We start from the raw sequence: 13,467 nt of genomic DNA, 5'->3' as shown, positions 1-13,467 counted from the left end.
AGCAGAATATATGGTCATTCCCGTCAAAAGGCGGGCAGGCCACGTGGATCCACGGCATCCGGTGGCGGAGCCGATCCACCACAGAGCGGAGGATGCAGAGAATGGCCGGCGCGATGCGCAAGATGGCGGTCTACCTCGGCCTCGTGGAGGACGATGGGTACGACGGCCGGGGCTTCGACCCCGACGACGAGTTCGAGCCCGAGCCGGAGCCGGAGCGGGACCGCAGACGGCACCAGTCGCCCCCCGAACCCCGCGCGGAGAGGGACGAATCGGTACGGGTCGCCCTTCCTCCGGCCCAACGCGAGCCCGCCCCGCTGACGGTGGAAAGCGGGCGATCCGCCTCTCTCCTGTCCGAAGAGGGGCGAGGCGGACGAATTGCCCCAGTGGCATCCATCACACCTGAACGCCAGAACCTGGAGAAGAACGCGCCGGTGATCATGCCCAAAGTGGTGTCCGAGCGGGAGCCTTACCGCATCACCACACTCCACCCCCGGACCTACAACGAAGCCCGTACCATCGGGGAACACTTCCGTGAGGGCACTCCGGTGATCATGAATCTGACGGAGATGGACGACACCGACGCGAAGCGTCTCGTGGACTTCGCCGCCGGTCTGGTCTTCGGTCTCCACGGGAGCATCGAGCGGGTGACGCAGAAGGTGTTCCTGTTGTCTCCTGCTAACGTCGATGTCACGGCGGAGGACAAGGCCCGTATCGCTGAGGGCGGGTTCTTCAACCAAAGCTGAGACGCAACACCGGATGGCACGGAGCGGAACCGGCCGAGGGGCCGAGCACGAAGGGGAGAGGGACGCGCGGGGATGGACATCGCACTCGAAGTGATCTACATCGCGCTGTACTGCTTCCTGATCGTGCTGATCTTCCGGCTGGTCATGGACTACGTCTTCCAGTTCGCTCGTTCGTGGCAACCCGGGAAGGTGATGGTGGTGGTCCTGGAGGCCACCTACACTGTCACCGATCCGCCGCTGAAACTTCTGCGGCGGTTCATCCCGCCATTGCGTCTCGGGGGCATTGCGCTCGACCTGTCCTTCTTCGTACTGATGATCATCGTCTACATCCTGATCACCGTGGTGAGCAACGTTGCGAGCAACGTGTGAGAGATACGGTCGAGCCGACTGCCGACGACTACGTTGAGGTGAAGAAGAGATGCCATTGACCCCCGAGGACGTGCGGAACAAGCAGTTCACGACCGTCCGCCTCCGAGAAGGCTATGACGAGGACGAGGTCGATGCCTTCCTCGACGAGGTCGAAGCCGAACTGACCCGGCTGCTGCGCGAGAACGAGGACCTGCGCGCGAAGCTGGCCGCGGCGACCCGGGCGGCCGCGCAGAACCAGCAGCAGAACATGCGGAAACCTCCCGAGCAACAGGAACGGCCGGGCGCTCCGGTGCCCGCCGCCATATCGGGCCCGCAGCCGGTGCCCCCGCAGCAGCAGATGGGCGGTCCGCCCCAGCTGCCCGGTGGCGCACCCCAGCTGCCTCCCGGTCCCGGCGGCCACGGTCCGCAGGGTCCGCACGGTCCGGGCCCCATGGGTGGCCCGATGGGTCCCGGCCCGATGGGTCAGCAGGGGCCGATGGGCGGTCCGGGTGGTCCCGGTCCGCAGCACCCGCAGCCCGGTCAGGGCCCCGGTGGCGACAGCGCCGCCCGGGTGCTCTCGCTGGCGCAGCAGACCGCCGACCAGGCGATCGCGGAGGCCCGTTCCGAGGCCAACAAGATCGTCGGCGAGGCGCGGAGCCGTGCCGAGGGCCTGGAGCGGGACGCCCGCGCCAAGGCCGACGCGCTGGAGCGGGACGCGCAGGAGAAGCACCGGGTCGCGATGGGCTCGCTGGAGTCCGCCCGCGCCACCCTGGAGCGCAAGGTCGAGGACCTGCGCGGCTTCGAGCGCGAGTACCGCACCCGCCTGAAGTCCTACCTGGAGAGCCAGCTGCGCCAGCTGGAGAACCAGGCCGAGGACTCGCTGGCCCCGCCGCGCACCCCGGCGGCCGCTTCGCTGCCGCCGTCGCCGTCGATGGCCACGGCCGCGGCCGGACCGATGGGCGGTCACACCATGGGCGGCAACCAGTCCATGGGCGGCCACGGCCAGGCGGGCGGTGCTCCGTCGTACGGCGGGCAGCAGCAGATGTCCCCGGCGATGACCCAGCCGATGGCACCGGTGCGCCCGCAGGGACCGCAGCCGATGCAGCAGGCGCCCAGCCCGATGCGCGGCTTCCTCATCGACGAGGACGACAACTGAGCACAGCGCCGTACGGGTAGCCGTCGGCGGTGAACAAGGGCCGGGCCCCTGGGAACTCCCAGGGGCCCGGCCCTTTGTGCGGTCCGGGACGCGCCCCCCCGGACGCGCCTCCCGGACGCGCCACTCGGGCGGCGCCCGCCGTGGGGCGCCGGGTGGCCGGCCGCGGGGGCGTTCCGCCGTCGGCGGATCGGGGGCCCGGGCGGCACGTGGCCGGCCGCGTCCGACCCGGCGACCCGGCCCGGTCGCCCATGACGGGGGAGCGGACCGTTCCCGGCCTCCGGGCGTTCCGCGCCCCGCCCGCGGCCCGGACGAGGGAGCACGCCGGGCGGCACCGGCCGTCGGGCCGGGGCCCTGCTCCGTTCGGAGCCCCGGGTGCGGGATAAGCCGAAGCGTCCGGTCACCCCTCCGTGCGGAGCGGTGACCGGACGCCGTGGACAGCCCGGGAAGGCGGGGCCGTTACGCCTTGCGGAGGCGGAAGACCAGGCCCAGCGCCTCGTCGGTGAACTCCTGGCCGAAGGAGTCGTCGGCCTCGCCGGCCGCCAGGTCCACCGCCAGCACCTCGTCCGCGATCAGACCCTGATGCTCGGTCAGCGCCTCCTCGGTCTCCGGGCGGGTGGCGCGCCAGCGCAGCGCGATCCGGTCCGCCACGTCCAGGCCGCTGTTCTTACGGGCCTCCTGGATCAGCCGGATCGCGTCCCGGGCCGTGCCGGTGCGCCGCAGCTCCGGGGTGATTTCCAGGTCCAGGGCGACGGTCGCGCCCGCGTCGGACGCCACCGACCAGCCCTCGCGCGGGGTCTCGGTGATGATGACCTCCTCGGGGGAGAGGGCGACGGTCTCGCCGTCCACCACCACCGACGCGGTGCCCTCGCGCAGCGCCAGCGACAGGGCCGCCGCGTCGGCCTCGGCGATCGCCTTGGCCACCGCCTGCACGCCCTTGCCGAACCGCTTCCCCAGGGCGCGGAAGTTCGCCTTGGCGGTGGTGTCCACCAGCGAACCGCCCACCTCCGACAGCGAGGCCAGCGCGGAGACGTTGAGCTCCTCGGTGATCTGGCTGTGCAGCTCCACCGGGAGCGCGTCGAAACCGGCCGCCGCCACCAGCGCGCGGGACAGCGGCTGGCGGGTCTTCACCCCGGACTCGGCGCGGGTGGCGCGGCCCAGTTCGACCAGCCGGCGCACCAGTTGCATCTGCCGCGAGAGCGCCGGGTCGATCAGCTCGCGGTCCGCCACCGGCCAGCTGGACAGGTGCACCGAGTCCGGCGCGTCCGGCGTCACCGGGACGACCAGGTCCTGCCAGACCCGCTCGGTGATGAACGGGACCAGCGGTGCCATCAGCCGGGTCACCGTCTCCACGCACTCGTGGAGGGTGCGCAGCGCGGCGGCGTCACCCTGCCAGAAGCGGCGGCGGGAGCGGCGCACGTACCAGTTGGACAGGTCGTCGACGAACGCCGACAGCAGCTTGCCGGTGCGCTGGGTGTCGTACCCCTCCATGGCCTCGGTGACCTGCTCGACCAGGGTGTTCAGCTCGCCCAGCAGCCAGCGGTCGAGCAGCGGCCGGTCGGCCGGCGCCGGGTCGGCGGCGCTCGGCGCCCAGCCGGAGGTGCGCGCGTACAGCGCCTGGAAGGCGACCGTGTTCCAGTACGTCAGCAGGGTCTTGCGGACCACCTCCTGGAGGGTGCCGTGACCCACCCGGCGGGCCGCCCACGGCGAGCCGCCGGCCGCCATGAACCAGCGGACCGCGTCGGCGCCGTGGCTGTCCATGAGCGGGATGGGCTGCAGGATGTTCCCCAGGTGCTTGGACATCTTGCGGCCGTCCTCGGCGAGGATGTGGCCCAGGCAGACCACGTTCTCGTAGCTGGACCGGTCGAAGACCAGGGTGCCGACCGCCATCAGCGTGTAGAACCAGCCGCGGGTCTGGTCGATGGCCTCGGAGATGAACTGCGCCGGGTAGCGCTTCTCGAACATCTCCTTGTTCCGGTACGGGTAGCCCCACTGCGCGAACGGCATCGAGCCCGAGTCGTACCAGGCGTCGATCACCTCCGGGACGCGCGTCGCCGTCCCCGAGCAGGTCGGGCAGGGGAAGGTGACCTCGTCGATGAAGGGCCGGTGCGGGTCCAGGCCCGACTGGTCGGTGCCGGTCAGCTCGCCCAGCTCGGCCAGCGAGCCGACGCAGGTGAGGTGGTCCTCGGCGCAGCGCCAGATGGGCAGCGGGGTGCCCCAGTAGCGGTTGCGGGAGAGCGCCCAGTCGATGTTGTTGTTGAGCCAGTCGCCGAACCGGCCGTGCTTGACCGAGTCCGGGAACCAGTTGGTCCGCTCGTTCTCCCGCAGCAGCGCGTCCTTCACCGCGGTGGTGCGGATGTACCAGGACGGCTGGGCGTAGTAGAGCAGCGCGGTGTGGCAGCGCCAGCAGTGCGGGTAGCTGTGCTCGTAGGGCACGTGGCGGAAGAGCAGGCCGCGCGCGGCGAGGTCGGCGGTGAGCGCCTCGTCGGCCTTCTTGAAGAACTGGCCGCCGACCAGCTCCAGGTCCTCCTCGAAGGTGCCGTCCGGGCGGACCGGGTTGACCACCGGCAGGCCGTAGGCGCGGCAGGTCCTCAGGTCGTCCTCACCGAAGGCGGGGGACTGGTGCACCAGACCGGTGCCGTCCTCGGTGGTGACGTACTCGGCGTTGACCACGTAGTGCGCGTCGTCGATCGCCACCAGGGAGAACGGCCGCCGGTAGGTCCAGCGCTCCATCTCCCGGCCGGTGAACGACTCGCCGGTGGGCTCCCAGCCCTCGCCGAGCGCCTTGGCCAGCAGCGGTTCGGCGACGACCAGCTTCTCCGTGCCGTCGGTGGCCACCACGTAGGTGACGTCCGGGTGGGCGGCGACCGCGGTGTTGGACACCAGGGTCCAGGGGGTGGTGGTCCACACCAGCAGCGCGGCCTCGCCGGCCAGCGGCCCGGAGGTCAGCGGGAAGCGGACGAAGACCGACGGGTCCACCACGGTCTCGTAGCCCTGCGCCAGCTCGTGGTCGGACAGCCCGGTGCCGCACCGCGGGCACCAGGGGGCGACCCGGTGGTCCTGGACCAGCAGCCCCTTGTTGAAGATCTCCTTCAGCGACCACCACACCGACTCGATGTACTCGGGGTCCATGGTGCGGTAGGCGTCGTCGAGGTCGACCCAGTAGCCCATCCGCCGGGTCAGCTCGGCGAAGGCGTCGGTGTGCCGGGTCACCGACTCACGGCACCTGGCGTTGAACTCGGCGATGCCGTACGCCTCGATGTCCTTCTTGCCGGTGAAGCCCAGCTCCTTCTCCACCGCCAGCTCCACCGGCAGGCCGTGGCAGTCCCAGCCCGCCTTGCGGCCCACGTGGTAGCCCTGCATGGTGCGGAAGCGCGGGAAGACGTCCTTGAAGACCCGGGCCTCGATGTGGTGCGCCCCCGGCATGCCGTTGGCGGTGGGCGGCCCCTCGTAGAAGACCCACTCGGGCCGGCCCTGGGACTGCTCCAGACTCCGCGCGAAGACCTTGTTCTCGTGCCAGAAGTCGAGCACGGCGTGCTCCAGGGCGGGCAGGTCCACCTGAGCGGGGACCTGGCGGTACTGCGGCTGCGGACTCATCGGGGCTTCCTCCGGCGGACACGTCGTTTCCGTTCCCGTCGGAGGGACGAGAGCTGCGCTCCCGCGGTACCACCCTCCTTGACCGGCGGCAGGACACCACCGGACCCCTCATTGGGCCGCGAAGCCGGTTCTACTGACCCTGCCGGGCGTTCTTCCGGCGGCTCCGGGGTGATGCTTCACGCTCGCGCTCGCCCCCGGGCTCGCACCGTCCCCGGGTCGCTCATGGCTGCGTACGAGGCTACTCGTCCCCATCCACGCCTCTCGCTGCTCCCCCCGGGCTCTCGGCTGCGCGCGAACCGGGGGTCGTGCCCACAGTGTAAGGGCCCCGGCCGGGTGCGGCCGAACGGTTTTGCCCCGCCGCCCGTGCGGTCCCGCCCGGCCCGCCGGGTCGCCCGTCCGGCCGCGCCCGGCCCGCCGGACAGCCCGCCCGGGCGCGCGGGGGCCGCACCGGGGCACCGGGGGCACCCGCCCGCCGGTGATGCGCCCTGCCGCGCCGGATTACTTCAGGTGACCTGGGGCACAACGGATGAGGGCCGCCTCCTCGTCCGAGCAAGCCGGGCGAATCGGGCGGCGTGCCCCGTTGCCGCGTGACCGGAGTCGATTTATCGTTCCGGCACGATTCAACGAGCCGGATCACCCGGCGTGCGGGGCCGCGGCCGGGACCGACGGGAAGGACCCCACCGGCCGGGAGCGCCGCGCCGGCGGCGGCCCGGGCACCGGGGGCCCGGGAGGACCGCCCGGACCCGGAGGCGAGGCCCGGCGGCAGCCGGGAGCAGGACCCAAGGACACGGCGCAGACCGAGGCCGAGAAGACCGCGCAGGCCGCACCGGCCGACAAGGCGGTGCCCGCGAAGAAGACGGGAGCCAGCACAGTGGCGCTGAAGAAGACTCCGGGTGGGGCATCGTCGGCGAGCAAGGACGCCGCCGCGGCGGCGAACCCGCTCCCCAAGGCCAGGGTGGTGGACGGCACGGCCGACCCCGGTGAGCTGGCGGTACGCCCCGGGGAGGAACCCTGGACGCCGGAGGAGGCGGCCGGCGCCCGGGACGAGCTGCGGGCGGACGCCGAGCGGCTGCGCGCGGAGATCCTCGCCGCCGAGGCGGCGATCACCGGACTGATGCGGGACTCCGGCGACGGGGCGGGCGACGACCAGGCCGACACCGGCACCAAGAACATCACCCGGGAGCACGAACTGGCCCTGGCCACCAGCGCCCGGAACCGGCTGTCGCAGACCGAACGCGCGCTGGAACGCCTGGACGCGGGCACCTACGGCCTGTGCGAGAGCTGCGGCCGGCCCATCGGCAAGGCCCGGATGCAGGCGTTCCCGCGCGCCACCCTCTGCGTCGAGTGCAAGCAGCGCCAGGAGCGCCGCTGACCTGTCGTACGGGTGTGCCGTACCCTCGTCCTCAGCCAGGCGGCGGCTTGGTGCCGGACCCAGACGTTGAGGGACCCACGTGACTAAGGCGGAGCAGGCCATCGGTACGCCGAACCCCGAGAGGGCCGACAGGGACGACGAGGCCGGCCGGCCCGCGGAGGCCGGGGAGCCGGAGCGCGCGGAGCCCGGCAGCGGGCCGGCCCGCGACGGGGAGCGCGGCACCGGCGGGTCCGGGACGGCGGAGTCCGGCGACGGGCAGACCGGTGCCGGGCCGGCGGCCGGAGCGACCGCCGGCGGTGTCCGGGGCAGGCGGCGGATCGCGGTGCTGCTCGGCGTGGCCGCCGTCGCCTACCTGCTGGACCTGGTCAGCAAGCTGATCGTGGTCGCCCACCTGGAGCACCGGGCGCCGGTGGAGCTGATCGGCACCTGGCTGCAGTTCGAGGTGGTCCGCAACCGCGGCGCGGCGTTCGGCTTCGGTGAGGCGATGACCATCGTCTTCACCGTGATCGCCGCCGCGGTGATCGTGGTGATCGCCCGGCTCGCCCGCAAGCTCTACAGCGTGCCGTGGGCGATCGCGCTGGGCATGCTGCTCGGCGGTGCCTTCGGCAACCTGACCGACCGCGTCTTCCGCACCCCCGGCGGGCTGCAGGGCGCGGTGGTGGACTTCATCGCACCGGCCCACTTCGCGGTCTTCAACCTCGCCGACTCCGCCATCGTCTGCGGCGGCTTCCTCATCGTGATCCTGTCCTTCCGCGGGCTCGACCCGGACGGGACCGTGCACAAGGACTGACGCCCCGGCGCCCCGGGGCCGGCCCCCCCCCGTCGCTCCCGCGGGGAGCGGCCGCGGCGAGGACTGTTGTACGAGGGGCCGCGCCGGGTCCGGCATACTCGACGGGTGAGCACCATTCCCGAGATCCGTACCCTGCCCGTGCCCGAGGGCCTGGAAGGCGAGCGCGTGGACGCCGCCATCGCCCGTATGTTCGGCTTTTCGCGGACCAAGGCGGCCGAGCTGGCCGCGGCCGGGAAGGTCCAGGTGGACGGCAGTGTCGCCGGCAAGTCCGACCGGGTCTCCGGCGGAGCCTGGCTCGAAGTGGAGATGCCGCAGGCCGCGCCGCCGGTGCGGGTCGTCGCCGAGCCCGTCGAGGGCATGGAGATCGTCCACGACGACGACGACATCGTGGTGATCGTCAAGCCGGTCGGGGTCGCCGCCCACCCCAGCCCCGGCTGGACCGGCCCGACCGTGATCGGGGGCCTGGCCGCCGCGGGCTACCGCATCTCCACCTCCGGTGCCGCCGAGCGCCAGGGCATCGTCCACCGCCTGGACGTGGGCACCTCCGGACTGATGGTGGTGGCCAAGTCCGAGCGCGCGTACACCCTGCTCAAGCAGCAGTTCCGGGAGCGCACGGTGGACAAGCGCTACCACGCGCTGGTGCAGGGCCACCCGGACCCGCTGAGCGGGACCATCGACGCCCCGATCGGCCGCCACCCGCAGCACGACTACAAGTGGGCGGTGACCGCCGAGGGCAAGCCCAGCGTCACCCACTACGACCTCATCGAGGCGTTCCGCGCCGCCAGTCTCCTCGACATCAAGCTGGAGACCGGCCGCACCCACCAGATCCGGGTGCACATGGCCGCCCACCGCCACCCGTGCGTGGGCGACCTGACCTACGGGGCGGACCCCACGCTGGCCAAGCGGCTGCGGGTCACCCGGCAGTGGCTGCACGCGGTCCGGCTGGGCTTCGAGCACCCGGCGGACGGCTCCTGGGTGGAGTTCCACAGCTCCTACCCCGACGACCTCCAGGGCGCCCTGGACACCGTGCGGGCGGAGAGCGCCTGATGTCCGCCGCGCCGTTCCCGTTCCACGTCACCGTGGTGGGCGACGGCGACCTGTCCGGATGCCACGCCGTCCGCCGCGAGGTGTTCGTCGTGGAGCAGGACATCCCCGAGCCGGAGGAGATGGACGCCTACGACGCACACGCCGTCCACCTGCTGGCGACCGCGTCCGACGGGCGCCCGGTGGGCACGGTCCGCTTCCTGTACGGCCCGGCCGCGCTGCGCAAGTACGCCCGCGCCGGCATCGACGGCCGTACCGCCGTACTCGGCCGGCTCGCGGTCGGCCGGGCGGCCCGCGGCACCGGGCTCGGTGCCGCGCTGGTCCGCGCGGTGGAGGCCGAGGCGCGCCGGCTGGGCCTGACCGGGGTGTACCTGGAGGCCCAGACCCATGCGCTCGGCTTCTACGAGCGGCTGGGCTACACCGCCTCCGGCCCGGAGTTCGACGAGGGCAGCGGGATCCCGCACCGGGCGATGCGGGCCGCGCTGTGACGACGGCGCCGGCCGGCCCCCGGCCACGCCGCGGGGCCTGAGTACCGCGGCGCCTGGGCGCCGCCGGGCCTGAGGACGGCGGGGCCTGAGTACCGCGGCCCACCGGGCGGGGCCGGCCCGTTGTCCGGTCCGCCCGCAGACCGGGACCGGGACCCGCCACATGACTCCGCCCGGGCGTGCCGGCGGACCCGGGACCGCCGCACGCCCCGTCGCGCACGCGCCCCCCGACCGCCCCCGGCCGCGTCCCGGCGACGCCCGGCCGCGCCCGGTGGCGTACCGGGACCGCGCCCGGTGACCGGCGCGCCGTGGCGGTCACCGGGGCAGCGGTGACCGGGGCGGCGGCCACGGACCGGCCGGACCGGCGAACTCGTGGCAGGGTGGAAATCCCCTGACCGCGCACACCGGCCCGGGAGACCGCACGTGGACCAGCTCGCCCTGCTGTTCGCCCTGCTCTTCGGTGCCGTGGTCATGGTGCCGCTGGGGGAGCGGCTGATGCTGCCCGCACCGGTGCTGATGACCCTGCTGGGCGTCGCCCTCGCCCTGCTGCCGTTCGTACCGAACCTGGACGTCCCGCCGGACCTCATCCTGCCGCTGGTGCTGCCGCCGCTGCTCTACGCGGCGGTGCAGCGGACCTCCTGGCGGCAGTTCGCGGCCAACCGGAACGCCATCTTCCTGCTCGCCGTGGCCCTGGTCTTCGTCACCACCGCCGCCGTCGCCGCCGTGGCCCACGCGGTGGTGCCCGGGATCACGGTCGCCGCGGCCGTGGTGCTGGGCGCGCTGGTGGCCCCGCCGGACCCGGTGGCGGCCACCGTGGTCGCCGGGCGGCTGGGGCTGCCCCGCCGCATGGTGTCGCTGCTGGAGGGCGAGGGGCTGTTCAACGACGTGACGGCGATCGTGCTCTACCACGTGGCGCTCACCGCGGCCGTCACCGGTTCCTTCTCGCTGCCCGGGGCCGGCGCCGCGCTGGTGCTCTCCGCCGTGGTCGCGGTGGCCGTCGGGCTCGCCCTGGGCTGGACGGCGAACAAGCTGATCGGCCACCTGGACGATCCCGCCCTCCAGGTCGGGCTGACGCTGCTGGTGCCGTTCGCCGCCTATGTGCTGGCCGAGGAGTTCCACGGGTCGGGGGTGCTGGCGGTGCTCACCGCCGCGATGTTCCTCGCCGAGCACGCGGTGGACCCCGACGACGTGCTCGGACGGCTGACCGGCACCGCCTTCTGGGAGGTGGTGGAGATGCTGATCACCGGGGTGGCGTTCGGCATCATCGGCCTGGAGCTGCACACCGCGATGGCCACCGCCGCCGGCCACTGGTCGGAGCTGGTCGGCGCCGGCCTCGCGGTGGTCGCGGTGGTGGTGGGCGTGCGGCTGCTGTGGCTGCTGCCCGCCGCCTGGCTCGCCAACCGGCTGCACCGCGGCCGGGACAGCTCCGAGGACATCCCGGTCACCTGGCAGGAGACCGTCGTCATGTGGTGGTCCGGGATGCGCGGGGTGGCCTCGGTCGCCCTGGCCCTGGCGATCCCGCACACCGTGGACGACGGCGGCACGTTCCCGGCCCGGGAGGAGATCGTCTTCGTCGCCTTCGCGGTGGTCCTCGCCACCCTCGTCCTCCAGGGCCTCACCCTGCCCTGGCTGGTGCGGCGGCTGCGGGTGGGGGCGGACTCCAAGGCCGAGGAGGCGATGGAGCGGGAGCTGGCGACCCGGGTGATGCGCGCGGCCAGGCAGCGGCTCCGGGAGATCGCCCGGGACGAGCAGCTCCCCGACGAACTGGTCGAGCAGCTGTCCTGGCGCGTCCTGGAGCTCGGCACCCGGATCAGCCCGGAGGTGGTGGACGACGAGCGCCGCGAGTCCCACCGCCGGCGGGTGCGCCGGATGAAGCAGGTCCGGCGCATCCGGGGCGAGCTGCTCTCCGCCGCGCGGCACGAGGTGCTGGCGGTGCGCGGTGAGCCGGGCGCCGTGGGGATCCGCGGCAGCGCGTACGGGTGCTCCGCGCACAGCCAGGCGATCAGCTTCTCCCGCACCTCGCATCGGATGCGCCAGGCCGCGTCCGCGTCCCGCGCGGTGGCCAGCGCGCGGACCTCGATGCTGGTCGGTGTGGTGTCGGTGACGGCCAGGTTCCAGGCCCGGCCGTCCCAGGCGGTGGACTCCCGCACCACCTCGTGGAGCTTGGAGCGCATCTCCTCGATAGGCGCGGAGTGGTCCAGGTGGAAGAAGATGGCGCCGGTCATCTGGGTACCGCCGCGCGACCAGTTCTCGAACGGCTTGCTGGTGAAGTACGACACCGGCATGGTGATGCGCCGCTCGTCCCAGGTGCGGACCGACAGGAAGGTCAGGGTGATCTCCTCCACGGTGCCCCACTCGCCGTCCACCACCACCTCGTCCCCGATGCGCACCATGTCACCGAAGGCGATCTGCAGGCCCGCGAAGAGGTTGCCGAGCGTGGACTGGGCGGCGATACCGGCGACGATGCCCAGCAGACCGGCGGAGGCCAGCACGGACGTCCCCACGGCCCGCATCTCGGGGAAGGTCAGCAGCATGGCGGCGGCCGCCACCACCGCGATCACCGCGCTCACCACGCGCTGGGTCAGCGTCACCTGGGTGCGCACCCGGCGCACCCGTGCCGCGTCGTGGGCGGTGGCCGCGTACCGGGAGTACGAGGACTCCACCACGGCCGCCGAACCGCGCACCGTCAGCCACCCGGCGGCGGCGATCAGGGCGAGGGTGAGCATCCGGCTGATGCTCACCGCGTGGTCCCGGGCGATGTGCGCCTGCTCGTGGAAGCCGCGCAGCACGGCCACCGCGACCACCACCTGGAGCGGTATCCGGCAGCGGCGCAGCAGCCCCCACAGCGGGGTCTCGGGGTGCCGGGCGTCGGCCCGGCACAGCAGCCGGTCCGCCGCCCAGCCGGCCGCCAGGGTGAGCCCCAGCGCGCCGCCGACGACGATGAGCGGACGCAGCACGTCCTGCATGGAGCGATCATCCTCTCTCCCGTGCCCACCTGGCACGATGGGGTCCGCACAACCGACCACGACAGGAAGTGACAGCAGTGACGGAAGCCTCGGCCGCCGCGGACGGTTCGGACCCTTCGACGATTCTTCTTCTGCACTCGGCGTACGGGCTGCGGCCCGCGGTGCACGCGGCCGCGGACCGGCTGCGCGCCGCCGGGTACGAGGTGCACGTACCCGATCTGTACGAAGGACAGCCGGTGAATTCGGTGGACTCGGTCGAGGAGGGGATGGCGATCAAGGACCGGATCGGCCGTGAGGAGCTGCTGCGCCGGGCGGTCACGGCCGCCGCGCCGCTGTCCGACCGGGGGATCGTCTACGCGGGGTTCTCGATGGGCGGCTCGCTCGCGCAGAACCTGGCGCTCGCCGACGGCAAGGCGCGCGGGCTCCTGCTGCTGCACGGCACCTCGGACCTGGCGGAGGACGCCTCGGTGGACGGCCTGCCGGTGCAGCTGCACGTCGCCGACCCCGACCCGTTCGAGCCGCACGACTGGCTGAACGCCTGGTACCTGCGGATGACCCGGGCCGGGGCCGATGTGGAGGTCTTCCGTCACCCCGGCGCCGGGCACCTGTACACCGACCCGGACCTGCCGGACCACGACCCGGAGGCGGCCGAGGAGACCTGGCGGGTCGCGCTGGCCTTCCTGGCCGAGGTGTACGGGCGCGGCACCGCGGGCTGAGGCCGCGCCGGTACCGGTCCGGCGGGCCGGAGCCGCGCCGTGACGGGGCTCCGGGGTGCGGCCGGGCGCCTGGGTGCCGGGCATGCCGGGCCCGCGAGACCGTGACGCCCGGACCGTGACGCCCGTGAACGTGACCTCGGGCCCGTGATGCCTGCCCCGTGACCTCTGGCCCATGACGTCCGGCTCCGGGCCCGCGGCGGCCCGGTGAGGCCGGGGCGCCGGGCGGCCGGGGTGCGGCGGCCCGGCACCGGCG

Annotated in this window: 9 protein-coding genes and 2 pseudogenes; 9 read left to right on the top strand and 2 right to left on the bottom strand. The window is 73.3% G+C overall.

Annotation, left to right across the window (positions count from 1 at the left end):
• Window positions 1-101 precede the first annotated feature (101 nt).
• The 3 genes from IHE55_RS06105 (at window position 102) to IHE55_RS06095 (ending at window position 2,247) form a co-directional block, all read left to right on the top strand.
• The gene (locus IHE55_RS06105; RefSeq protein ID WP_197988095.1) at window positions 102-743 is read left to right on the top strand and encodes a cell division protein SepF; all 642 of its coding nucleotides are present in this window, start codon (window positions 102-104) and stop codon (window positions 741-743) included.
• Window positions 744-815: 72 nt separating this feature from the next.
• Window positions 816-1,112, top strand: a complete 297-nt coding sequence (locus IHE55_RS06100; protein ID WP_197988094.1) for a YggT family protein — start codon at window positions 816-818, stop codon at window positions 1,110-1,112.
• A 49-nt stretch (window positions 1,113-1,161) separates the two neighbouring features.
• On the top strand, window positions 1,162-2,247 hold the full coding sequence (locus IHE55_RS06095; RefSeq protein WP_197988093.1) for a DivIVA domain-containing protein: 1,086 nt from the start codon (window positions 1,162-1,164) through the stop codon (window positions 2,245-2,247).
• Between the two features lie 456 nt (window positions 2,248-2,703).
• Here the strand turns inward: IHE55_RS06095 and ileS are convergent, their stop codons facing one another.
• Entirely contained in the window at window positions 2,704-5,841 is a 3,138-nt protein-coding gene (gene ileS, locus IHE55_RS06090; protein WP_197988092.1) for an isoleucine--tRNA ligase, read from the bottom strand.
• A gap of 871 nt (window positions 5,842-6,712) precedes the next feature.
• Here ileS and IHE55_RS30810 point away from each other — a divergent pair.
• From IHE55_RS30810 to IHE55_RS30805, 5 genes and pseudogenes are all read left to right on the top strand, one after another.
• On the top strand, window positions 6,713-7,213 hold the full coding sequence (locus tag IHE55_RS30810) for a TraR/DksA family transcriptional regulator (protein ID WP_372442632.1): 501 nt from the start codon (window positions 6,713-6,715) through the stop codon (window positions 7,211-7,213).
• 79 nt (window positions 7,214-7,292) lie between these two features.
• Complete coding sequence (locus IHE55_RS06080; RefSeq protein ID WP_197988090.1) at window positions 7,293-8,003, top strand: signal peptidase II; 711 nt, start codon at window positions 7,293-7,295, stop codon at window positions 8,001-8,003.
• A gap of 105 nt (window positions 8,004-8,108) precedes the next feature.
• Complete coding sequence (locus IHE55_RS06075) at window positions 8,109-9,050, top strand: RluA family pseudouridine synthase (protein ID WP_197988089.1); 942 nt, start codon at window positions 8,109-8,111, stop codon at window positions 9,048-9,050.
• Window positions 9,050-9,535, top strand: coding sequence for a GNAT family N-acetyltransferase (locus tag IHE55_RS06070; RefSeq protein WP_197988088.1), 486 nt, complete (start codon window positions 9,050-9,052; stop codon window positions 9,533-9,535). Before IHE55_RS06075 ends, IHE55_RS06070 begins: the two co-directional genes overlap by 1 nt.
• 420 nt (window positions 9,536-9,955) lie before the next feature.
• A pseudogene (locus IHE55_RS30805) lies at window positions 9,956-11,485 on the top strand (Na+/H+ antiporter); the annotation flags it as partial.
• On the opposite strand, the pseudogene IHE55_RS32985 reads toward IHE55_RS30805, so the two are convergent.
• Window positions 11,470-12,498, bottom strand: a pseudogene (locus IHE55_RS32985) (mechanosensitive ion channel family protein); the annotation flags it as partial. The pseudogenes IHE55_RS30805 and IHE55_RS32985 sit on opposite strands and share 16 nt — an antisense overlap.
• 77 nt (window positions 12,499-12,575) lie before the next feature.
• On the opposite strand from IHE55_RS32985, the gene IHE55_RS06060 reads away from it, so the two are divergent.
• Entirely contained in the window at window positions 12,576-13,214 is a 639-nt protein-coding gene (locus IHE55_RS06060; protein WP_197988087.1) for a dienelactone hydrolase family protein, read from the top strand.
• Window positions 13,215-13,467 lie beyond the last annotated feature (253 nt).

It is taken from the genome of Streptomyces pactum (genome assembly GCF_016031615.1).
GTDB classification, from domain to species: Bacteria; Actinomycetota; Actinomycetes; order Streptomycetales; family Streptomycetaceae; genus Streptomyces; species Streptomyces pactus.
The sequence above is the reverse complement of the archived record's forward strand: the minus strand, read 5'-3'. Positions and strand labels throughout refer to the sequence as shown.

Coding starts and splice junctions, on each gene's coding strand:
- IHE55_RS06105 (WP_197988095.1), top strand. CDS start 102: ATGGCCGGCGCGATGCGCAAGATGGCGGTCTACCTCGGCCTCGTGGAG.
- IHE55_RS06100 (WP_197988094.1), top strand. CDS start 816: ATGGACATCGCACTCGAAGTGATCTACATCGCGCTGTACTGCTTCCTG.
- IHE55_RS06095 (WP_197988093.1), top strand. CDS start 1,162: ATGCCATTGACCCCCGAGGACGTGCGGAACAAGCAGTTCACGACCGTC.
- ileS (WP_197988092.1), bottom strand. CDS start 5,841: ATGAGTCCGCAGCCGCAGTACCGCCAGGTCCCCGCTCAGGTGGACCTG.
- IHE55_RS06070 (WP_197988088.1), top strand. CDS start 9,050: ATGTCCGCCGCGCCGTTCCCGTTCCACGTCACCGTGGTGGGCGACGGC.